The 20,995-nt window shown below is 69.3% G+C and carries 18 protein-coding genes; 8 read left to right on the top strand and 10 right to left on the bottom strand.

The window, feature by feature from the left end:
- Positions 1-56 precede the first annotated feature (56 nt).
- The 3 genes from ACWFR3_RS26960 to ctaC are packed head-to-tail and all read right to left on the bottom strand — an operon-like array spanning position 57 to position 3,147.
- Positions 57-455: a cytochrome c oxidase subunit 4 gene (locus ACWFR3_RS26960; RefSeq protein ID WP_190081326.1), complete on the bottom strand. Its 399-nt coding sequence runs from the start codon at positions 453-455 to the stop codon at positions 57-59.
- Positions 452-2,188 (bottom strand): aa3-type cytochrome oxidase subunit I, encoded by a 1,737-nt coding sequence (ctaD, locus tag ACWFR3_RS26955; RefSeq protein WP_361199036.1) that lies wholly within the window; start codon positions 2,186-2,188, stop codon positions 452-454. The genes ACWFR3_RS26960 and ctaD overlap by 4 nt, the downstream gene beginning before the upstream one ends.
- Complete coding sequence (gene ctaC, locus ACWFR3_RS26950; RefSeq protein WP_453737211.1) at positions 2,185-3,147, bottom strand: aa3-type cytochrome oxidase subunit II; 963 nt, start codon at positions 3,145-3,147, stop codon at positions 2,185-2,187. The genes ctaD and ctaC overlap by 4 nt, the downstream gene beginning before the upstream one ends.
- Before the next feature lie 345 nt (positions 3,148-3,492).
- Between ctaC and ACWFR3_RS26945 the strand changes: the two genes are divergently transcribed.
- The gene (locus ACWFR3_RS26945) at positions 3,493-4,872 is read left to right on the top strand and encodes an aminotransferase class V-fold PLP-dependent enzyme (RefSeq protein ID WP_453737210.1); all 1,380 of its coding nucleotides are present in this window, start codon (positions 3,493-3,495) and stop codon (positions 4,870-4,872) included.
- Positions 4,873-4,923: 51 nt separating this feature from the next.
- Here the strand turns inward: ACWFR3_RS26945 and ACWFR3_RS26940 are convergent, their stop codons facing one another.
- Complete coding sequence (locus ACWFR3_RS26940) at positions 4,924-5,898, bottom strand: carbohydrate kinase family protein (RefSeq protein ID WP_453737209.1); 975 nt, start codon at positions 5,896-5,898, stop codon at positions 4,924-4,926.
- 135 nt (positions 5,899-6,033) lie between these two features.
- Between ACWFR3_RS26940 and ACWFR3_RS26935 the strand changes: the two genes are divergently transcribed.
- Together ACWFR3_RS26935 and ACWFR3_RS26930 are read left to right on the top strand one after the other, a co-directional pair.
- Positions 6,034-6,261: a hypothetical protein gene (locus ACWFR3_RS26935; protein WP_453737263.1), complete on the top strand. Its 228-nt coding sequence runs from the start codon at positions 6,034-6,036 to the stop codon at positions 6,259-6,261.
- Between the two features lie 214 nt (positions 6,262-6,475).
- On the top strand, positions 6,476-7,999 hold the full coding sequence (locus tag ACWFR3_RS26930; RefSeq protein ID WP_453737208.1) for a hypothetical protein: 1,524 nt from the start codon (positions 6,476-6,478) through the stop codon (positions 7,997-7,999).
- 72 nt (positions 8,000-8,071) lie between these two features.
- Here ACWFR3_RS26930 and ACWFR3_RS26925 read toward each other — a convergent pair whose 3' ends face one another.
- Positions 8,072-8,428 (bottom strand): HesB/IscA family protein, encoded by a 357-nt coding sequence (locus ACWFR3_RS26925; RefSeq protein ID WP_030933606.1) that lies wholly within the window; start codon positions 8,426-8,428, stop codon positions 8,072-8,074.
- Positions 8,429-8,693: 265 nt separating this feature from the next.
- Between ACWFR3_RS26925 and nadA the strand changes: the two genes are divergently transcribed.
- Positions 8,694-9,899: a quinolinate synthase NadA gene (gene nadA / locus ACWFR3_RS26920; RefSeq protein WP_453737207.1), complete on the top strand. Its 1,206-nt coding sequence runs from the start codon at positions 8,694-8,696 to the stop codon at positions 9,897-9,899.
- A 264-nt stretch (positions 9,900-10,163) separates the two neighbouring features.
- On the top strand, positions 10,164-11,384 hold the full coding sequence (locus ACWFR3_RS26915; RefSeq protein ID WP_453737206.1) for a multidrug effflux MFS transporter: 1,221 nt from the start codon (positions 10,164-10,166) through the stop codon (positions 11,382-11,384).
- A gap of 167 nt (positions 11,385-11,551) precedes the next feature.
- Here ACWFR3_RS26915 and ACWFR3_RS26910 read toward each other — a convergent pair whose 3' ends face one another.
- The 5 genes from ACWFR3_RS26910 to ACWFR3_RS26890 all read right to left on the bottom strand — a co-directional run bounded on the left by ACWFR3_RS26910 (position 11,552) and on the right by ACWFR3_RS26890 (position 18,052).
- Entirely contained in the window at positions 11,552-14,698 is a 3,147-nt protein-coding gene (locus ACWFR3_RS26910) for an efflux RND transporter permease subunit (protein WP_453737205.1), read from the bottom strand.
- A 151-nt stretch (positions 14,699-14,849) separates the two neighbouring features.
- On the bottom strand, positions 14,850-15,530 hold the full coding sequence (locus ACWFR3_RS26905; RefSeq protein WP_453737204.1) for a response regulator: 681 nt from the start codon (positions 15,528-15,530) through the stop codon (positions 14,850-14,852).
- The gene (locus ACWFR3_RS26900) at positions 15,527-16,765 is read right to left on the bottom strand and encodes a sensor histidine kinase (protein WP_453737203.1); all 1,239 of its coding nucleotides are present in this window, start codon (positions 16,763-16,765) and stop codon (positions 15,527-15,529) included. The genes ACWFR3_RS26905 and ACWFR3_RS26900 overlap by 4 nt, the downstream gene beginning before the upstream one ends.
- Before the next feature lie 188 nt (positions 16,766-16,953).
- Positions 16,954-17,232: a PspA-associated protein PspAA gene (gene pspAA / locus ACWFR3_RS26895; protein ID WP_453737202.1), complete on the bottom strand. Its 279-nt coding sequence runs from the start codon at positions 17,230-17,232 to the stop codon at positions 16,954-16,956.
- Between the two features lie 28 nt (positions 17,233-17,260).
- Positions 17,261-18,052: a PspA/IM30 family protein gene (locus ACWFR3_RS26890; protein WP_351159509.1), complete on the bottom strand. Its 792-nt coding sequence runs from the start codon at positions 18,050-18,052 to the stop codon at positions 17,261-17,263.
- Between the two features lie 267 nt (positions 18,053-18,319).
- Here ACWFR3_RS26890 and ACWFR3_RS26885 point away from each other — a divergent pair, with 267 nt between their 5' ends.
- The 3 genes from ACWFR3_RS26885 to ACWFR3_RS26875 all read left to right on the top strand — a co-directional run bounded on the left by ACWFR3_RS26885 (position 18,320) and on the right by ACWFR3_RS26875 (position 20,953).
- Entirely contained in the window at positions 18,320-18,946 is a 627-nt protein-coding gene (locus ACWFR3_RS26885; protein WP_453737201.1) for a DUF3043 domain-containing protein, read from the top strand.
- Between the two features lie 74 nt (positions 18,947-19,020).
- Complete coding sequence (locus tag ACWFR3_RS26880; protein ID WP_453737200.1) at positions 19,021-19,728, top strand: class I SAM-dependent methyltransferase; 708 nt, start codon at positions 19,021-19,023, stop codon at positions 19,726-19,728.
- A 172-nt stretch (positions 19,729-19,900) separates the two neighbouring features.
- Positions 19,901-20,953 carry a S1C family serine protease gene (locus ACWFR3_RS26875; RefSeq protein ID WP_453737199.1) on the top strand — a complete coding sequence of 351 codons (1,053 nt, stop codon included), beginning with the start codon at positions 19,901-19,903 and terminating at the stop codon, positions 20,951-20,953.
- Positions 20,954-20,995: the final 42 nt, after the last annotated feature.

Raw genomic sequence — 20,995 nt, 5'->3', positions numbered from 1 at the left:
TGTCCGGGCCCCTCGGTGAAACAGGGATTCCCTTGGTGGGACAGGGATTCACAGACTCACTGGGTCTGGTTCTCGCCCCGGTAGTACTCGAAGACCCAGCCGAACAGGCCGATCATCAGGATGGGAGCCGAGAAGTACAGCAGCCACCAGCCGAAGACGACGCCCATGAAGGCGAGCGCGCCACCGACGGCCAGCGAGAGCGGCTGCCAGCTGTGCGGGCTGAAGAAGCCCACCTCGCCGGCCTCGTCCGCTACGTCGGCCTCCTTGTTGTCCTGTGCGGAAGCGTCGACACGCCGGGCCGTGAAGGCCAGGTAGTAGCCGATCATGATGCACAGACCGAAGGCGAGGAACAGCGCGGTCGTACCCGCCGGCTCCTTCGACCACCAGCCGTAGACGATCGCCATGGCGAGCACGAAGACGCTCAGCCAGATGAACATCTTGCCTTGGACCTTCACTTGCCGGCCTCCTTGCCGCCCGCGAGCGCCTTGTCACCGTGGCCGCTGTTCTCGAGCTGGTCGAGAGCCGCGATCTCAGGGTGATGCAGGTCGAACGCCGGGGATTCGGAACGGATCCGCGGCAGGGTGAGGAAGTTGTGCCGCGGCGGCGGGCAGGACGTCGCCCACTCGAGCGAGCGGCCGTAGCCCCACGGGTCGTCGACCTCGATCTTCTTGCCGTACTTGGCGGTCTTCCAGATGTTGTAGAAGAACGGCAGGATCGACAGACCGAGCAGGAACGAGGAGATCGTCGAGATCGTGTTCAGCGCGGTGAACCCGTCGGCCGCGAGGTAGTCCGCGTAACGACGCGGCATGCCCTCGGCGCCCAGCCAGTGCTGCACCAGGAACGTCCCGTGGAAGCCGATGAACAGCGTCCAGAAGGTGATCTTTCCGAGCCGCTCGTCCAGCATCTTGCCGGTGAACTTCGGCCACCAGAAGTGGAATCCGGAGAACATCGCGAAGACCACGGTGCCGAAGACGACGTAGTGGAAGTGCGCGACCACGAAGTACGAGTCGGAGACGTGGAAGTCCATCGGCGGCGAGGCCAGGATGACGCCGGTCAGACCACCGAAGGTGAAGGTGATCAGGAAGCCGACGGCCCAGAGCATCGGTGTCTCGAAACTCAGTGAGCCCTTCCACATCGTTCCGATCCAGTTGAAGAACTTCACGCCCGTTGGCACGGCGATCAAGAACGTCATGAAGGAGAAGAACGGCAGTAGCACGCCACCGGTGACGTACATGTGGTGCGCCCACACGGTCACGGAGAGACCCGCGATCGCGATCGTCGCGCCGATCAGACCCATGTAGCCGAACATCGGCTTGCGGGAGAAGACCGGGATGACCTCGGAAATGATTCCGAAGAATGGCAACGCGATGATGTACACCTCTGGATGGCCGAAGAACCAGAAGAGGTGTTGCCATAGCAGCGCGCCGCCATTGGACGCGTCGAATACATGGGCACCGAATTTACGGTCCGCCTCCAGGGCGAACAGCGCGGCGGCCAGGACCGGGAAGGCCAGCAGGACCAGCACTGCGGTCAGCAGGACGTTCCACACGAAGATCGGCATCCGGAACATCGTCATGCCGGGTGCGCGCATGCAGATGATCGTGGTGATGAAGTTGACCGAGCCGAGGATCGTGCCGAAGCCGGAGAAGGCCAGACCCATGATCCACATGTCGGCGCCGATGCCCGGCGAGCGGACGGCGTCCGACAGCGGGGAGTAGGCGAACCAGCCGAAGTCGGCCGCACCCTGCGGGGTGAGGAAGCCGGCCACCGCGATGAGCGAGCCGAAGAGGTACAGCCAGTACGCGAACATGTTCAGCCGCGGGAACGCCACGTCGGGCGCGCCGATCTGCAGCGGCATGATCCAGTTCGCGAATCCGGCGAACAGCGGCGTCGCGAACATCAGCAGCATGATCGTGCCGTGCATCGTGAACGCCTGGTTGAACTGCTCGTTCGACATGAGCTGCGAGCCCGGACGAGCGAGTTCGGCGCGCATGAAGAGCGCCATCACGCCGCCGATGCAGAAGAACGCGAACGACGTGACCAGGTAGAGCGTGCCGATCGTCTTGTGGTCAGTGGTGGTCAACCACTTGATGACCACAGCGCCCGGCTGTGCGCGCCGTACCGGCAGCTCGTTCGCGGACGAGTCTTCTGCTGCCGCGGCACCCTGAGGTTCGTTGAGGATGCTCACAGGTTGTTCGTCTCCCGGTTCTTCTCGTGCTTCGTCTGCTCGATGCCGGCCGGGATGTAACCGGTCTGGTTCTTCTTCGCCAGGTCCTCGAGGTGCTTCTGGTAGCGCTCGGGGGAAACGACCTTGACGTTGAAGAGCATCCGGGAGTGGTCGACACCGCAGAGCTCCGCGCACTTGCCCATGAAGGTGCCCTCCTTGTTGGGAGTCACCTCGAAGGCGTTCGTGTGGCCCGGGATGACGTCCTGCTTCATGAGGAACGGCACCACCCAGAAGGAGTGGATGACGTCACGCGAAGTCAGCACGAACCGGACCTTCTCGCCCTTGGGGAGCCAGAGGGTCGGACCGGGGTTGTTGTTCTGCGGGTTCCGCTGGCCGGGCGTACCGACGTCGTAGACACCGCCGGCGTCGGACGGGAACGCATCACGGAACTTGTCCGGGATGGCCTCCAGCTCCTTGGCCGTCTTGGCGTCGTCCTTGTCGGAACCCTTCACGTCCTCGATGTAGTTGAAGCCCCAGCTCCACTGGTAGCCGACCACGTTGACCGTGTGGGCGGGCTTTTCGTCGAGATGGAGAAGCTTCGACTCATCGCGTGCCGTGAAGTAGAAGAGCACCGAGACGATGATGAGAGGAACCACCGTGTAGAGCGCCTCGATGGGCATGTTGTAACGCGTCTGCGGAGGTACCTCGACCTTGGTGCGGCTGCGCCGGTGGAAGATGACACTCCACAGGATCAGACCCCAGACCAGCACGCCCGTGGCGAGCGCTGCCGCCCACGAGCCCTGCCAGAGGGAGAGGATCCGCGGAGCCTCCTCCGTTACGGGGGTGGGCATACCAAGGCGGGGAAAGTCCTTGTATGTGCAACCGGTGGCGGTTGCGAGGATCAGGCCCGCAGTCAGCACCTGCGGCAGCTTCCGCCGCATCGGGCGCCGCGACGAGCGGTCGGAGCCGTTGGGACTCACGTAGCGCCTTCCCGAGAGTCTCGGCCCGCGCGGTCGGGTGCGGCCTTCTCGGTCGTCGGTCGCCGCCCTGCGGCGGGCAGGGGTTTGGATGTTTATGCGGGCCAAACCTTACTGGACGCTATTTGGGGTCGCGCGGGGAGGGTGCCTAACGCGCCGCGGGTCACTCCGAAGGGTGGGACCCTCCGCCGTCCACTCCTTTCTGACGGGGGGTCGGGCGCCCACCGGCTCGGTGGAATCCCTCGGTCCGCGGCTGCGGGGGTGTCGTGGCTGATCGCGCCGTTCCCCGCGCCCCTTCGGGGCGCTCCCCCCGGGTGCGTTCTCGGGTTGACGTTCTAGCGTTGCGGCGTGTCCTACTTCGATGTTGCCTCCTCCGCTCCCCTTCACCCCGTGGCCCGGCAGGCGCTGCAGGCCTCGTTGGATGAGGGGTGGGCCGATCCGGCGCGGCTCTATCGCGAGGGGCGGCGGGCCAGGCTGCTGCTCGATGCCGCGCGGGAGGCCGCCGCGGAGGCCGTCGGGTGCCGCCCCGACGAGCTCTCCTTCACCCCATCCGGCACCCTGGCCGTGCACTCCGGGATCGCCGGCGCCCTCGCCGGGCGTCGGCGTGTCGGGCGGCATCTCGTGGTGTCCGCCGTCGAACACTCGTCGGTCCTCCATTCGGCGGCGTCCCACGAGGCCGCGGGCGGGACGGTGACCGAGGTGGGGGTGGACCGGGCCGGTGCGGTGTCCCCGGACGCCTGCACGGCCGCGCTGCGCCCCGACACGGCCCTTGCCTGCCTCCAGTCCGCCAACCACGAGGTGGGCACCGAGCAGCCGGTGGCCGACGTCGCTTCGGCGTGTCGCGCCGCGGGGGTACCGCTCCTGGTGGACGCGGCTCAGTCACTGCCGTGGGGCCGGGTGGGCGGGGAGTGGTCGCTGCTCGCCGCCAGTGCCCATAAGTGGGGCGGGCCCGCGGGCGTGGGGCTGCTGGTCGTGCGCAAGGGGGTGCGGTTCGCCGCGCAGGGGCCCGCCGACGAGCGGGAATCGGGGCGCGCTCCCGGCTTCGAGAACATCCCGGCGGTGGTCGCCGCCGCGGCCTCGCTGCGTGCCGTGCAGGCCGAGGCAGCCGAGGAGGGCGCCCGGCTGCGGGAGTTGACGGAGCGGATCCGGGCGCGGGTGCCGGGGCTCGTGCCGGACGTGGAGGTGGTGGGCGACCCGGAGCGGCGCCTGCCGCACCTGGTGACCTTCTCTTGTCTCTATGTCGACGGGGAGACAGTCCTGCACGAGCTGGACCGGGCCGGGTTCTCGGTCTCCTCCGGCTCGTCCTGCACCAGCTCGACGCTGACCCCGAGCCACGTCCTGAAGGCCATGGGCGTACTGAGCGAGGGCAACGTACGGGTGTCACTCCCACGGGGGACACAGGAAGCGGAGGTCGAGCGTTTTCTGGAGGTGCTGCCGGGCGTGGTGGCCTCGGTACGCGAACAACTGGGCGCGCCGGTGGCTCCCGTGCAGGGTGCGGAATCCGCTTCCCTCGTCGTGGACGCGCTGGGAAAGCGCTGCCCGCTCCCCGTCATCGAACTCGCGAAGGTCATCGGGGACGTCCCGGTGGGCGGCACCGTCACGGTGCTCGCCGACGACGAGGCGGCGCGGCTCGACATCCCGGCGTGGTGCGAGATGCGGGGGCAGGAGTACGTGGGCGAGGAGCCGGCGGACCACGGCGCCGCGTATGTGGTCCGCCGGAGTTCCTGACCCGGTCCCGCACTGCCCGGCCGGGCAGTGCGGGACCCTGGCCGGGCGGGACTAGGCCAGGCGGCCCTGGACCTCGGACGCCGCCACGTCGCCGTACGCCTTGGTGAAGCGGTCCATGAAGTCGCTGCGGTGCAGTTCGTACTCCTGGGTGCCGACGCTCTCGATCACCAGGGTGGCGAGCATGCAGCCGAGCTGCGCCGAACGCTCCAGGGAGACGCCCCAGGACAGGCCCGAGAGGAAGCCCGCGCGGAACGCGTCGCCGACGCCGGTGGGCTCGACCTTCGCCTTCTCCTCGGGGACGCCGACCTCGATCGGGTCCTGGCCGGTGGCCTCGATGCGCACGCCGTTCGCGCCGAGGGTGGTCACGCGGTGGCCGACCTTGGCGAGGATCTCGGCGTCGGTCCAGCCGGTCTTGGACTCGATGAGGCCCTTCTCGTACTCGTTCGAGAAGAGGTACGTGGCGCCGTCGAGGAGCGTACGGATCTCCTCGCCCTCCATGCGCGCGATCTGCTGGGAGAAGTCCGCGGCGAAGGGGATCTCGCGCGACCGGCACTCCTCGGTGTGGCGCAGCATCGCCTCGGGGTCGTCCGCGCCGATGAGGACCAGGTCGAGACCGCCCACGCGGTCGGCCACGGTCTTCAGTTCGATGAGGCGGGCCTCGCTCATCGCGCCCGTGTAGAACGAGCCGATCTGGTTGTGGTCGGCGTCCGTGGTGCACACGAAGCGGGCCGTGTGCAGCGTCTCGGAGATGCGGACCGACGAGGTGTCCACGCCGTGCCGGTCGAGCCAGGCGCGGTACTCGCCGAAGTCCGAGCCCGCGGCTCCGACCAGGATCGGTTCCGTGCCGAGCTGACCCATTCCGAAGCAGACGTTGGCGGCGACACCTCCCCTGCGTACGTCCAGGGCGTCGACCAGGAACGAGAGAGAAACCGTGTGCAGCTGATCCGCGACCAGTTGGTCGGCGAAGCGGCCGGGGAAGGTCATCAGGTGGTCGGTGGCGATGGAGCCGGTGACTGCGATACGCACGACGGCATGCTCCTGTGGAGGAGAGGCGAGGGGTTGACACTTCACGCTACCGGGTCGGTACACCCCCGCTGAAGAGGCCAAACTACCCGTTAGTAGGTCTTTTTTCGCGAGGTGTGCGATGCGTACGGTGCGGTTATGGCCGTTATCTCGAAGCATGTCGTCACCACGCGTCCCGTCGAGCTGGTCTCCGAGCCCCCGGAGAACATGGAGACCCTGCGCGGCGACTGCGCCCGCATGGCCCCGCACTGGGTGACCCCAGCCGCCGCGTCGGCCGCTCCGGTGTCGCCCGCGCTGATCCACGGGATCAGCGTCCCGCCCGCGTCCGCCCGGCTGATCGACGGCATGTCGGAGTACGGCGACTGAGACGAGGCCCTACCGCGGCTCGCCCCCGACTCGACCCCGGCTCCACCCCGGCTCCGCCCCGGCTCGACCCGGCACACGGCATCGGCGCGCGCCGATGGAACCGTGCGCTCCCCCGCCGCGTCCCACCGCTGTCCCCCGTAAAGGGGACGCGGAATACGAACGAGGCCCGCACACGGGCCTCCAGGGACAGCAGTGCAGTCGAAGGAGCGATGCGGTGAGCACCGAGCGATCCGACCATGACGCGGCCGATCAGCACCGGCGGCGTTCCCGCCTCGCCGTCGCGTCGGTGGCGGCCACGGTGCTGCTCGTCGGTGGCGGCGGCGCCTACTTCGCCGCGACCGCGTCAGGCGGCAGCGACAGCAACGGCAGTTCCCCCGCCGGCGACGGGGGAACCCCTCCGCCTCTCGCCCTCGACGGACACACGGACGGCGACCGGCAGAAGGACGGCCAGGACGGCGGCACCGAGGGCATCGCCCCCGGCGAGCCCGACCCGAACGGCTCCGCCTACCGCGCCGAGGGCAAGCTGCCCGGCGGCCCCGACTCGGCGGCCGTGTACCACGCGCGGGGCACGGTCGGCCAGGATCAAGTCACCAGGCTGGCCAAGGCCCTCGGCGTCACGGGCAAGATCGCGTCGCAGGACGGCGCCTGGAAGGTCGGCCCCACGAAGGACGGTTCCGGACCCTCGCTCCAGGTGAGCAAGCAGGCGCCGGGCACCTGGACGTTCTCGCGGTACGCCACCGGCGGCAGCGACAACTGCCAGAAGGGCAAGCCGTGTTCGGGGGGTTCAGACGGCTCGGAGACGTCCACCGCCCCGAACGGCGAGGGTGACGCGGTCGGCGAGGCCGAGGCGAAGAAGGCCGCGGCACCCGTCCTGAAGGCGGTCGGGCAGGACGACGCGAAGCTGGACGCCCGCCAACTCATGGGCGGCGTACGCGTGGTGAACGCCGACCCGGAGGTGGGCGGGCTCCCGACGTACGGCTGGTCGACCGGCATCCAGGTCGGCTCGGACGGTCAAGTGGTGGGCGGCAGCGGCCAGTTGAAGGCGCCGAAGAAGGGTGCGACGTACCCGGTGATCAGCGCCGACGAGACCCTGGCCCAGCTCAACAAGTCGGGCGGCGGCGGAAGCGTGGGCATCGGCGGCTGCGCCACCGCGATGCCCGAGGACGCCTCGGGCAAGGAAGGCAAGAAGCAGGCGCCGTGCGAGCCCTCGTCCGCGCCTCCGAAGCCGCAGCCGATCACGGTGAAGGACGCGACGTTCGGGCTCGCGGTGCAGTTCGTGGACGGGCGCCAGACGCTCGTGCCCTCCTGGCTGTTCGACGTGCGGCCGCAGGGCGCGAAGGACACCTTCACGGTGACGCATCCGGCGGTGGAGCCGAAGTTCCTCACCTCGCCGAGCACGCCGAGCACGCCGAGCACGCCGCCGTCGGACCCGACGCCCAGCGACAAGCCCACTCAGGAGCCGGGCACGGGCCAGGACCCGACCGCGCACGTCGAGTCCTACCGCGCGGACGGCAAGTCCGTGACGGTGCACTTCTGGGGCGGCGTCTGCAGCGATTACTCGGCGTCGGCCGACGAGAGCAAGGACAGCGTGCGCGTGAAGGTGACCGAGACCCGCAAGAAGGGCGAGGTCTGCGTGATGATGGCCAAGGAGTTCACCGAGACCGTGACCCTGGACAAGCCGCTGGGCGACCGCAAGGTCGTGGACGCGGAGGGCGGCGGCACGGTGCCGCGCAAGTAGCGCCCCTCACGTACGAAAACGAAGGCGGCCCCCGAAGTTCTCCGGGGGCCGCCTTCGCACGTACAGGCAGATTTAGCTGAACGAGTCGCCGCAGGCGCAGGAGCCCGTGGCGTTCGGGTTGTCGATCGTGAAGCCCTGCTTCTCGATGGTGTCGACGAAGTCGATGGAGGCGCCGCCCAGGTAGGGAGCGCTCATCCGGTCGGTGACGACCTTGACGCCGTCGAAGTCCTTGACCACGTCGCCGTCGAGCGAGCGCTCGTCGAAGAACAGCTGGTAGCGAAGGCCTGAGCAGCCGCCCGGCTGAACGGCGACGCGCAGCGCCAGGTCGTCCCGGCCCTCCTGCTCAAGAAGGCCCTTGACCTTGGCCGCGGCGGCGTCGGACAGGAGGATGCCGTCGCTCACGGTGGTGGTCTCGTCCGATACGGACATCTGCTTCTCTCCCGGGTTGTACGGAGACTGCTTGCCGACGGTTGCAACCGCCGGGGCCGCGGATTCATTCCGGTCCGAGGGCTGTGTCTTTCGGCTCGCTCTCGGCTGTCTGTCCCTTCATGCTCGCACACGCCGCCGCGGGGAGCATCGGCCTGCCGGAGGCGAACGCGTCACATCGACACTATGGCCATCGTCAAACTGACGTGAAGCGGTTATGATAGATAACGTCAATTAGACGAAAAGGCTCGTCTGCAGAGAAGAAAGGGTGCGTGTCGTGACCACCGCCCAGCCCCCCGTGGAACTCGTGGACCTCGACGTCCAGCCGACGCCGCTCGCCCTGCTGCTGCTCGGCCGCGAGGCCGACCCGAAGAGCGAGCGCGGCGTGGAGTGCCCCGGCGATCTGCCGTCGCCCTCCGACCCCGACCTGGTGGAGCGCGCCCGCGCCGCCAAGGAGAAGCTCGGCGACAAGGTCTTCGTGCTCGGCCACCACTACCAGCGCGACGAGGTCATCCAGTTCGCGGATGTCACCGGCGACTCCTTCAAGCTGGCCAAGGACGCGGCCGCCAAGCCGGAGGCCGAGTACATCGTCTTCTGCGGTGTGCACTTCATGGCCGAGTCCGCGGACATCCTGACGACGGACGACCAGAAGGTCGTCCTTCCGGACCTGGCCGCGGGCTGCTCGATGGCCGACATGGCCACCGCCGAGCAGGTCGCGGAGTGCTGGGACGTGCTGGCCGACGCCGGGATCGCCGAGCAGGTCGTGCCCGTCTCGTACATGAACTCGTCCGCCGACATCAAGGCCTTCACCGGCAAGCACGGCGGGACGATCTGTACGTCGTCGAACGCCAAGCGGGCCCTTGAGTGGGCCTTCGAGCAGGGCGAGAAGGTGCTGTTCCTCCCCGACCAGCACCTCGGGCGCAACACCGCGGTCCGCGACATGGGCCTCTCGCTCGACGACTGCGTGCTCTACAACCCGCACAAGCCGAACGGCGGCCTGACCGTCGAGCAGCTGCGGGACGCGAAGATGATCCTGTGGCGCGGGCACTGCTCGGTGCACGGACGCTTCTCGCTGGAGTCCGTCGAGGACGTGCGCGCGCGGATTCCCGGCGTCAACGTCCTGGTGCACCCCGAGTGCAAGCACGAGGTCGTGGCCGCGGCGGACTACGTGGGCTCCACGGAGCACATCATCCAGACCCTGGAGGCGGCCCCGGCCGGTTCCAAGTGGGCGATCGGGACCGAGCTGAACCTCGTTCGCCGCCTGGCGAACCGTTTCGCCGCGGACGACAAGGAGATCGTCTTCCTCGACAAGACGGTCTGCTTCTGCTCGACCATGAACCGCATCGACCTGCCGCACCTCGTCTGGGCGCTGGAGTCGCTCGCCGAGGGCAAGCTGGTCAACCAGATCGAGGTCGACCGCGAGACCGAGCAGTTCGCGAAGCTGGCGCTCGAGCGGATGCTGGCACTTCCGTAGCCCGCACCGTCTTCGGCTCGTAGGTCTCGTAGGTCTCGCAGGTAAGGGGCACCCGCCATTGCGGGTGCCCCTTACCGCGTTCTACGCTTCTCGATCGTCGGCGAAAGTCTCCGTCCGGGCGTTCTCGATCAGGGCCGTGCCCCGATCCGCCTTGAGGACGGCTTCATGCGCACCACCCGACAACCGCTCGGGCCCTTCTCGCGCTCCGTCCCCTCCCCTTGAACGGCTACTCCATGTCATCGCCGCCCCCGGGGGTCCTCCGTCATGCCCTTGCTCACCGCCGCGCTCGCGCTGCTCTCGTTCATAGGTCCGCTCTCCACCGACATGTACCTCCCGGCCTTTCCGCGGATGGCCGGTGAACTGCGCACCGACGCCTCCGGGGTGCAGCTCACGCTGACCGCGTTCCTGGTCGGGATGACGCTCGGGCATCTCGTCTTCGGGCCGCTCTCCGACCAGTACGGCAGACGGGTGCCGCTGCTCGCGGGGGCGGCCGTGTGCACCGTGGGGACCGCGCTGTGTGCCGTGGCGCCCTCGCTGGGCTGGCTGGTCGCGCTGCGGTTCGTGGCCGGGTTCAGCGGGGCGGCGGGCGTCGTGATCAGCCGGGCCGTGGTCACCGACCGGCTTCAGGGGGCCGCCGCGGCACGACTGTTCGGGGTGCTCATGACGCTGGCCGGGATCGCGCCGATCATCGCCCCGCTGGCCGGCGGCGCGGTGATCGGGGCCGCGGGATGGCGGGGCGTGTTCTGGGTGCTTGCCGGGGTCTCGCTCCTCGTGACCCTGGCGGTGTTCGTCGGCGTACCGGAGAGCCTGCCCGAGGAGCGGCGGCACGAGGGCGGGCTGCGGCAGGTGGCCGCCTCGGTCCGCGATGTCGTGGGCGATCGGGCGTACGTGGGCTACACGCTCGCCTTCACCTTCGGGTTCGGGATGCTGTTCTGCTACATCGCCGGGTCGCCGTTCCTGTTGCAGAACGTCCTCGGCATGGGCGTAGGGACTTCGTCCGTGGCCTTCTCCGGCGGGGCGGTGGTCGCGACGCTCTCCAGTGCGGTGGGGGCCCGCCTTGTGGGGCGGGTCGCTCCCGGAGCTCTGCTGCGGGGCGGGCTCCTTGCCATGCTCACCGGGACGTCCCTGCTGCTGGCCCTCGCCTTGGCGGGGCTGCTGGGGGTCGTGGTGTGTCTGGTGCTGATGGCTCTGGTGTTCGGCGGGCTCGGGCTCGTCGTGGCCAACGCGGCGGCTCTTGCCCTTGCGCGGGTTCCTTACGCCTCCGGCGTGGGGTCCGCGCTGCTCGGTACCGCCCAGAGTGCGTTGGGCGCGGTGGTCGCGCCGCTGGTGGGGCTCGGTGGGGACTCCACCGCGGTGCCGCTGTTCCTGGGGATGACGCTTTGCAGCGGGGCCGCAGTGCTGGCACTTGCAGTGGGCGTACGAGGACGGGGTGCCCCTCGTTCTGAGGAGCACCCCGTCCGGGGTGAGGCTGAACGCCTCCGTTAGTGCTTGCCCGGCGTCGGTGCGTTGTGCCCACCCTTCCCCGAGCTCTCGGCTTCGCTCGAGCAGGGGAGACCCCAATCGCCGTGCGGAACGCCTGCCCACAACGCGGGCGGCTGGGCCCCGTAAGGGGCGCGGGGAACTGCGCGGCCAGCCCCCGCCGGCCCGCAGGGTTACACCTGGGCCGGTTCCGGGTCGCCGGACTCGGAGTTGGCCTGAGGCGGGACGCCTGCCTTCTTGGCCCGCTTCGCCTCGCGCTTCGCGCGCCGACGCTCCTTGCGGAGTTCCACCATCGCGTACAGCGTCGGGACGAGGAGGAGGGTGAGGAGCGTCGACGTGATCAGGCCGCCGATGACCACCACCGCGAGCGGCTGGGCGATGAAGCCGCCCTCGCCCGTGATGCCGAGGGCCATCGGGAGCAGGGCGAAGATCGTCGCCAGAGCCGTCATCAGGATCGGGCGGAGGCGGTGGCGGCCACCCTCGATGACTGCCTCGACCACGCCGTGGCCCTGACTGCGGTACTGGTTGATCAAGTCGATCAGGACGATCGCGTTGGTCACCACGATGCCGATCAGCATCAGCATGCCGATCATCGCCGGGACGCCCATCGGGGTGTCGGTGGCGATCAGGAGACCGATGGCGCCCGTGGCCGCGAACGGGATCGAGACCAGCAGGATCAGCGGCTGGACGAGCGAGCGGAACGTCGCCACGAGCAGCATGAAGACGATCGCGATCGCCGCCAGCATCGCGAGGCCGAGCGAGGCGAACGCCTCGTCCTGGTCCTCGGAGACCCCGCCGATGGACGCGGTCGCGCCGTCCGGCAGCTTCAGCGCGTCGAGCTTCTTGGTGAGGTCGGCGCTGACGGCGCCGGTGTTCTCGCCGGTCGGCTTCGCGGTGATCGTCGCGGCGCGGGCGCCGTCGATGCGGGTCATGGAGACCGGGCCGTCGACCAGCTTGACGTCGGCGATGTCGCCGAGCTTCGCCGCGCCGAGGTTCAGCTTGCGCAGCTCGGCGATGGTCTTCGCCGGCTGCGCCGACTGCACCACGATGTCGCGCTCGGTGTCGTCCAGGATCGCCTTGCCGCTCTCGGTGCCGCGCACCGACTGGGCGACGGCCTGGCCGAGGGTGGTGTCGTTGAACCCGGCCGCCGCGGCCTTGGAGTTGGCCTTGACCGAGATGCGCGGAATGCTCTGCGACAGGTCGCTCTGCACGTCCGTGACGTCGTCGATCTTCGCGACCTCGTCACGCACCTCGTCGGACGCCTTGCGCAGCACGTCACCGTCGGCGGCCTTGACGACCACGCTCAGGTCCTGGCTGCCGAAGCCGTCACCGGCCGCGATGGACGTCTGGCCGATGCCGGAGAGCTTGCCGAGCTCCTCCTCGACCTTGTCCTGCGTCTTGTCGTACGAGGACTTGTCCTTGAGCGTCAGGGTGTAGGACGCCTGGTTGGTGTCCGTGGAGCCGCCGAAGGCCGCCATGAAGCCGGACGAGCCGACCGTGACCTGGTAGTCCTTGATCTCGTCGAGGCCGTCGAGCATCGTCTCGATCTTCTTGGCCGACGCGTCGGACGCCGCCAGGCTGGTGCCCGGCTTCAACTCCTGCTTGATGGTCAGGACTTCCTGCTCGCCCTGGTCGAAGAAGTTGGTCTTCAGGAGCGGCGCCATGCCGAACGTACCCACGAGGATGACGATCGCGATGACGAGGCTGGTGAAGCGGCGCCGGGTCGCGAAGCGCAGGACGGGGACGTAGAAGCGCTGGAGCCTGCTCTTGGCCTCCTTCTCCTCGGCCTTGCGGCGGGCCTCCTCCGGGTCGGCACCGCGCACGTCCTTGGGGGGACGCAGGAACCAGTACGAGAGGACCGGCACGACCGTCAGCGAGACGAGCAGGGACGCCAGGAGCGCCGCCGTGACCGTCAGCGAGAACGAGCCGAAGAGCTCGCCCACCATGCCGCCGACCAGGCCGATCGGCAGGAAGACCGCGACGGTCGTCAGGGTCGAGGACGTCACGGCACCCGCGACCTCCTTGACCGCCTTGATGATCGCGGCCTCGCGCTCCTCGCCGTATCCGAGGTGGCGCTTGATGTTCTCCAGGACCACGATCGAGTCGTCGACGACGCGGCCGATGGCGATGGTCAGCGCGCCGAGCGTGAGCATGTTCAGGGAGAGGTCCCGCGTCCACAGCACGATCAGGGCGAGGACGACCGAGAGCGGGATGGAGACCGCGGTGACCAGCGTCGAGCGGATCGACGCGAGGAAGACAAGGATGACCAGGACCGCGAAGACCAGGCCGAGGGCGCCCTCGGTGGTGAGGCCGTCGATGGACTTGGAGACCGCCGGGCCCTGGTCGCTTGCGACCGTCAGGTCCGAGCCCGCGCCCAGGTCCTTGCGCAGGTCGGGCAGCTTGTCCTTGACCGCGTCGGAGATCGCGACGGCGCTGCCGTCCTGGTCCATCGTGATCGCGACGGCCAGGCTGGGCTTGCCGTTGGTCCGCGTGATGGACGTGGCCTCGGACGGCTGCTGTTTGACGGTGGCGACCTCGTCGAGGCGCACCGGCTTGCCCGGCCGCTCCCCCGGCTTGGCCTCGGGGGTGACCATCAGGTTCTGGATCTGCTTCAGGGACGTGTAGCCGCCGCCGACCTGGACGGTGCGGTTCTTGCCGTCCTCGTCGAAGGAGCCCGCGGGCAGCGTGGCGCCGCCGGCCTGGAGCGCCTGGCCGAGCGCGGCCGGGGTCAGGCCCGCCTTGGCCAGCTTCCTGTCGTCGGGGGTGACGTCGACCTGGAGATCGCGCACGCCGTCGACGGTGACCTGGGCGACGCCGTCGATGTCCTCCATGGCGGGGACGACCGTACGGTCGAGCTGGTCGGAGAGCGCCTGCTGGTCCTTGTCCGAGGTGACGGAGAGGACCACGGTCGGGATGTCGTCCGTGGAGCCCGCGATGACCTGCGGGTCGACGTCGTCGGGGAGCTGGGCCCCGGCGCGGTTCACGGCCTGCTGGACATCGGCGACGAGCTGCTTGGAGCCGCTGCCGTAGTCGAACTGGGCCATGATCACGGCGTTGCCCTCGCTCGCCGTGGAGGTGATGCCGGTGATCCCGTCGACCGCGTCGAGGGACGATTCGAGCGGCTCGACGACCTGCTTTTCGACCACATCGGGGGACGCGCCCTGATACGGGGCCAGGACGGACACCATCGGGAGTTCGATGGAGGGCAGCAGCTGCTGCTTGAGCTGAGGGATCGCGATCGCGCCGAAGACGAGCGCGATGATCGATATCAGCCCGACAAGGGCCCGTTGGGCGAGGCTGAACCGGGACAGCCAGGACATGGTGGTCTCTCTCTGTGGCGTACTGCGCAGGAACGGGCACCGGCGAGCCGGTGCCCCCTACACGATCTGCCATGTCCAGGGCAGGATTCGTCACTCCGAGGACCCGTTCTTATGTGACGCATACTGCGGGCGCAGTACGTTGCGCCCGCACTCACTCCACCCTTGGACGTACCAGGCCCGATTCGTAGGCAATGACGACGAGTTGCGCCCGGTCGCGGGCACCCAGCTTCGCCATCGCACGGTTCACGTGCGTCTTCACGGTGAGCGGGCTGACCTCAAGTCGCTCGGCGATCTCGTCGTTCGAGTGCCCGCCCGCGACCTGTACGAGAACCTCGCGCTCGCGCCCGGTGAGCGCGTCGAGCCGCTCGCCGCGCACCCCGCCGTCGTCGTCCGAACCGTCGCCCTGCGCGAGGAACTTGGCGATCAGGCCCTTCGTCGCCACCGGGGAGAGCAGGGCGTCGCCGGCGGCCGCGATCCGGATCGCGCCGAGCAGTTCGTCCGGCTCCGCGCCCTTGCCGAGGAAGCCGGAGGCACCGGCGCGCAGCGACTGCACCACGTACTCGTCGACCTCGAACGTCGTCAGCATGACCACCCGTACGTGGGCCAGGGCGGGGTCGGCGCTGATCAGGCGGGTGGCGGCCAGGCCGTCCATGCCGGGCATACGGATGTCCATCAGGACGACGTCGGCGGCCTGCGCCCTGGCGAGCTCGACTGCTTCCGCGCCGTCCGAGGCCTCGGCGACGACCTCCATGTCGGGCTCGGAGTTGACGAGCACCTTGAACGCGCTGCGCAGCAAGGCCTGGTCGTCGGCGAGCAGCACCCGGATCGTCACGCGGTCCCTCCCTCTGCCGGGGTGACCGGCTTTGCCGTGACCGGCAGGATCGCATGGACGCGGAATCCGCCGCCGTAGCGGGGTCCTGCGGTGCAGCGGCCGTTCAGGGCGCTGACGCGCTCGCGCATGCCGAGGAGGCCGTGCCCGCCGCCGTCGCTCTCGCCGCTCTGCTCCTTCTTCCCGCCCCCGCCGTCGTCCAGGATCGTGATCTCGGCGTTCGGTCCTACGCGGATGACGCTGACCTCGGCCTTGGCGCCCGTCCCCGCGTGCTTCTGCACGTTCGTCAGGGCCTCCTGGATGATGCGGTAGGCGGCCAGGTCGACTCCGGCGGGCAGGTCCGTGGCGGCGTCGCCGCAGGTGACCTCCACGGGGAGGCCCGCGTGCCGGAAGGTCTCGACGAGGTCGTCGAGGCGGGCCAGGCCCGGTGCGGGCTCGGTGGGGGCCTCGGGGTCGCCGGTCTGGCGCAGCAGGCCGACGGTGGCGCGCAGTTCGTTGAGCGCGGAGCGGCTGGCGTCGCGTACGTGGGAGAGGGCTTCCTTGGCCTGGTCGGGGCGCTTGTCCATGACGTGCGCCGCGACTCCCGCCTGGACGTTGACGAGGGCGATGTGGTGGGCCACCACGTCGTGCAGGTCACGGGCGATGCGCAGCCGTTCCTCGGCGACGCGGCGCCTGGCCTCCTCTTCGCGGGTGCGTTCCGCGCGTTCGGCACGCTCCCTTATGGCGTCCACGAAGGCCCGGCGGCTGCGGACGGCGTCACCGGCGGCAGCGGCCATGCCGGTCCAGGCGAAGATGCCGAGGTTCTCCTGGGCGTACCAGGGCAGGGGTCCTGCCAGCATCGCGACGGCGGTGAGGCCGGTCATGGTGACCAGGCCGACGCGCCAGGTGGTGTGGCGGTTGGTGCGGGCTGCGACGGTGAACAGGGCGATGACCGCGCTCATCACGACGCCGCCGCGGAATTCGCCGGTGACGAGGTCCACGACGGTGAAGCCGCAGGTAGCGGCGAGGACGGCCCAGGGGGCGCGGCGGCGGAAGACCAGCGCGGTGGCGCCGAGCACCATCAGGACGAGGCTGAGTGCGCCGGGGGTGCGGGTGCCCCAGGTGGGGCCGCCGTCATGGCCGTACGGCTCGACGAAGGAGCCGACGACCATGCATACGAGGACGGCTGCCGCGAGGGCGGCGTCCACGGCCAGGGGGTGCGCCTTGGCCCAGCAGCGGCCTCGCCCGAAAGTGCTCACGCCTTGAACGGTACGGGTCCCTGCGGGCGGCTGGGACCGGTCCGATGTGCTCGCCCCCTCGGGGCAACGCCGGGGTCTTGGCTCGGCTTCGTCTTCCGGGTAGACCTGTACCGGCGCTTCGCGCCGGATCTTTCCCGCCCACCCACCCGATGCCCCGCGCACCCGATTGCCCCGCGTCTGACCCGTGTCTAGCCCGGGATCAAGCCGTCGTCGCTCAGCATTTCGCGGACCTCGTCCAGCGTCGCGTCCGGGGCCGGGAGGATCAGTTCGGAGGGTTCCAGGGCGTCGTCCGGGAGGGGCTCGCCCAGCTCCCGGACCTTGTCCAGCAAGGCGTGCAGGGTCCGGCGGAAGCCGGACTCGTCGCCGCTCTCCATCTCTTCGAGCAACTCGTCGTCCAGCTTGTTCAGTTCGGTGAAGTGGCCGTCGGCCAGCTTCACCTGCCCCTCCCCCATGATCCGTACGATCATGTCGCCCTCCTCGGACGTGAGCGGTGGACTACTGCTTGTCGAAGCGCGGAGTGTCCTGCGGCTGCTGGGCCTGCGGCTGTCCCTGACCCGGCTCGATGGCCTGCTTCGACGTCGAGCCGCCTGCCAGCTCGGCCTTCATCCGCTGCAGTTCCAGCTCTACATCAGTACCACCGGAGAGGCGATCCAGCTCGGACTGGATGTCGTCCTTGGCGAGCCCGGAGGAGTCGTCGAGGGCACCGGAAGCCAGGAGCTCGTCGATCGCGCCCGCCCGCGCCTGGAGCTGCGCGGTCTTGTCCTCGGCGCGCTGGATGGCCATGCCGACGTCGCCCATCTCCTCGGAGATGCCGGAGAAGGCCTCGCCGATCCGGGTCTGCGCCTGGGCGGCGGTGTACGTGGCCTTGATCGTCTCCTTCTTCGTACGGAAGGCGTCGACCTTGGCCTGGAGGCGCTGCGCCGCGAGAGTGAGCTTCTCTTCCTCGCCCTGGAGCGTCTGGTGCTGCGTCTCCAGGTCGGTCACCTGCTGCTGAAGCGCCGCACGGCGCGAGAGCGCCTCGCGGGCCAGGTCCTCGCGCCCGAGGGCGAGTGCCTTGCGGCCCTGGTCCTCAAGGGTGGAGGACTGCTTCTGGAGCTGGCTCAGCTGCAGTTCGAGCCGCTTGCGCGAGGTCGCCACGTCGGCGACACCGCGGCGCACCTTCTGCAACAGCTCGAGCTGCTTCTGGTACGAGTAATCGAGGGTTTCGCGCGGGTCCTCGGCCCGGTCAAGGGCCTTGTTCGCCTTCGCGCGGAAGATCATCCCCATACGCTTCATGACACCGCTCATGGGCTTCGCGCGCCCCCTTCTGACGGACTTCCAGCTCCAGGTACTGCTCAGAACCCACAGTACGGGCCCTGCATCCATTACCGCACTGTTCGCGTGCGGATGCGCTCATCCCCAAGGACGACTGTGTCCGGCCGGGCTCAGGCGTAGGGAGTAGGTGCACCCCCGGGAACCGCCCGAAAACCGCTTGTAAACCACACGGAACGTCCCCTTAGCCACACAATCAAGACGCCCGGTGTTGCCGGATCGTTCCCCGTCGGGCGGGGGTCCATGCGTTCGCACCCCGTACCCTTGGGTTTTGTGTTCCGTAGCCGATCCAAGGACGAGAAGGCCCCGGCGAGCAAGGCCCCGGTGACCGACTCCCAGCAGCCCCGTGACCCCGAGGCCCCCAAGGGCCGCCCCACGCCCAAGCGCAGTGAGGCCCAGACCCAGCGCCGCAGCGTGGCCAACACGCCCGTGACGCGCAAGGAGGCGGCGAAGCGGCAGCGCAATGAACGCCGCGTCCAGATGGACAAGCAGCGCCAGGCGCTCGCCAGCGGTGACGAGCGCTATCTGCCCGCCCGCGACAAGGGTCCCGTGCGCAAGTTCGCGCGTGACTTCGTCGACTCGCGGTTCTGCATCGCCGAGTTCTTCCTCCCGCTGGCCGTGATCATCCTCGTACTGAGCATGGTCCGGATCCCGCAGCTGCAGAACATCGCGCTGCTGCTCTGGCTCTTCGTGATCGTTCTGATCATCGTGGACTCGGTGACGACGGCGGTCCGCCTGAAGAAGCGCCTGAACGAGCGCTTCCCGAGCGAGAGCAAGAAGGGCGCCGTCGCCTACGCCCTGATGCGTACGCTCCAGATGCGCCGTCTGCGTCTGCCGAAGCCGCAGGTCAAGCGCGGAGAGCGGCCCTGAGCGGTTTCGCCGGCGGGGCCGCAGCGTGGCTTCAGAAGCTGGGCGGCCTGCGTAATGCCGTACGCCAGGAGCTGGTGACCCGGCAGCTCGACGAGCAGATAGCCGGGCGCTTCCCCGTGGGGCAGCGCCTTCGCGTGCTCGACGTGGGCATGGGCCAGGGCACGCAGGCGCTGCGGCTCGCCCGCGCCGGGCACAAGGTGACGGGCGTCGAGCAGGACTCGGCGATGGTGGCCGCGGCGCGTGACGCGCTCGGCGCCGAGCCCGAGGGGATCCGGGGCCGGGTGCGGATCGTCGAGGGCGACGGGCGCGACACCGGGGTGCATTTCCTGCCGGGCAGCTTCGACGTCGTGCTGTGCCACGGCGTGCTGATGTACGTGGAGGAGCCGGACGCGCTGCTCGCGGGGCTGGCCCGGATGCTGGCTCCCGGCGGGCTGCTCTCCCTCCTCGTACGGAACGCGGACGCGCTGGCCATGCGGCCGGGGCTCGCCGGGGACTGGGCGGGGGCGATGGGTGCCTTCGACTCCACCGTGTACCGCAATCGGCTCGGCCTCGAAGCGCGGGCCGATCGGCTCGATGCCGTTTCCGCTTCGCTCGCGGGGATCGCTGCGCCGCTGCACGCCTGGTACGGGGTGCGGGTCTTCACCGACGGCGCGGCGGATGACGCGGCCGTCCCCGGGGACGCGGAACTGGCGGCGTTGCTCGCCGCCGAGGAGCGGGCCGGGCGGACCGACCCGTATCGCCGGGTCGCGGCTCTGTTGCATGTGTGCGGCGTGCGGGACTGACTGAACCGCCGCTTCGCGGCGGATCTTTCCCGCCCACCCACCCGATTGCCCGGCATCGAGCTTCATGGGTAGGAGCGGGGATACCCCGGCAACGGTCAGGAGCGAAGCCGCCGCCCCCTGATCGGCCGTCTATTTCATGGCGGCATATCGGGGCCAAAGCGACACTCGGGGCATGAATGCCTCGCGTATCCGTGCCGTCACCGTGACCGCCTCCCTTGCCGCAGCGCTCCTCGTCGCGGGCTGTTCGAGCCCCGGCTCCGAAGGCTCCGGCAAGTCCACCACTCAGGCCGCGCCAATGGCGGACGGCGGTCTGCAGGACGACTACCAGCAGGTCATCAAGGACGTCCTGCCGTCGGTCGTCCAGATCGACGCCTCCGACAGCCTCGGCTCCGGCGTCGTCTACGACGACAAGGGCCACGTCGTCACCAACGCCCATGTCGTGGGCGAGGAGCGCACCTTCAAGGTCACGACGGCCACCGGGGAGCAGGCCCTGACCGCGAAGCTCGTCAGCTCCTATCCCGAGCAGGATCTCGCCGTCATCAAGATCGACAACCCGCCGGACGGGCTCAAGGCCGCCAAGTTCGCGGACTCCACGAAGGCCGAGGTCGGGCAGATCGTGCTCGCCATGGGGTCGCCGCTCGGACTGTCCTCCAGCGTCACGCAGGGCATCATCTCCGCCACCGGCCGGACCGTCAGCGAGCCCCGCTCGGGCGGGGCCACCGGCGCCACCATCGCGAACATGGTGCAGACGTCCGCCGCGATCAACCCGGGCAACAGCGGCGGCGCCCTCGTCACCCTCGACAGCGAAGTCATCGGGATTCCGACGCTCGCCGCGTCCGACCCGCAGATGGGCGACAGCGCGGCGCCCGGCATCGGGTTCGCCATCCCGTCCTCGATGGTGCAGACCGTCGCCGACCAGATCATCAAGGACGGCAAGGTCACCGACTCGGGCCGGGCCGCACTCGGCATCACGGGACGCACGGTCCTCGGTGACGACTACAAGCCCGCGGGCGTCGCCGTCGTCGAGGCGCAGAAGGACGGCGCCGCGGCGAAGGCGGGCATCGAGGCCGGCGACATCATCACCAAGCTGGGCGACACCGGGATCAGCACGATCACCTCGCTCTCCGAGGCCCTCGCCGGGGAGAAGCCGGGCGACAAGGCGCAGGTGACGTACACGAGGGACGGCGCCGACAAGACCGCTGATCTCACGCTGGGCGAGATGTGATGTAGCGACGAGAACGACGGGAAAGGCGTGAGGGGCGGCCGC

This window comes from Streptomyces sp. NPDC055189, from assembly GCF_053606765.1.
The sequence above is the reverse complement of the archived record's forward strand: the minus strand, read 5'-3'. Positions and strand labels throughout refer to the sequence as shown.

Bases quoted from the DNA above. Each gene is read 5' to 3' on its own strand.
- ACWFR3_RS26935 (WP_453737263.1), top strand. From the start codon at position 6,034: ATGGCCGTTATCTCGAAGCATGTCGTCACCACGCGTCCCGTCGAGCTG.
- ACWFR3_RS26925 (WP_030933606.1), bottom strand. From the start codon at position 8,428: ATGTCCGTATCGGACGAGACCACCACCGTGAGCGACGGCATCCTCCTG.
- ACWFR3_RS26915 (WP_453737206.1), top strand. From the start codon at position 10,164: ATGCCCTTGCTCACCGCCGCGCTCGCGCTGCTCTCGTTCATAGGTCCG.
- ACWFR3_RS26910 (WP_453737205.1), bottom strand. From the start codon at position 14,698: ATGTCCTGGCTGTCCCGGTTCAGCCTCGCCCAACGGGCCCTTGTCGGG.
- pspAA (WP_453737202.1), bottom strand. From the start codon at position 17,232: ATGATCGTACGGATCATGGGGGAGGGGCAGGTGAAGCTGGCCGACGGC.
- ACWFR3_RS26890 (WP_351159509.1), bottom strand. From the start codon at position 18,052: ATGAGCGGTGTCATGAAGCGTATGGGGATGATCTTCCGCGCGAAGGCG.
- ACWFR3_RS26885 (WP_453737201.1), top strand. From the start codon at position 18,320: ATGCGTTCGCACCCCGTACCCTTGGGTTTTGTGTTCCGTAGCCGATCC.
- ACWFR3_RS26875 (WP_453737199.1), top strand. From the start codon at position 19,901: ATGAATGCCTCGCGTATCCGTGCCGTCACCGTGACCGCCTCCCTTGCC.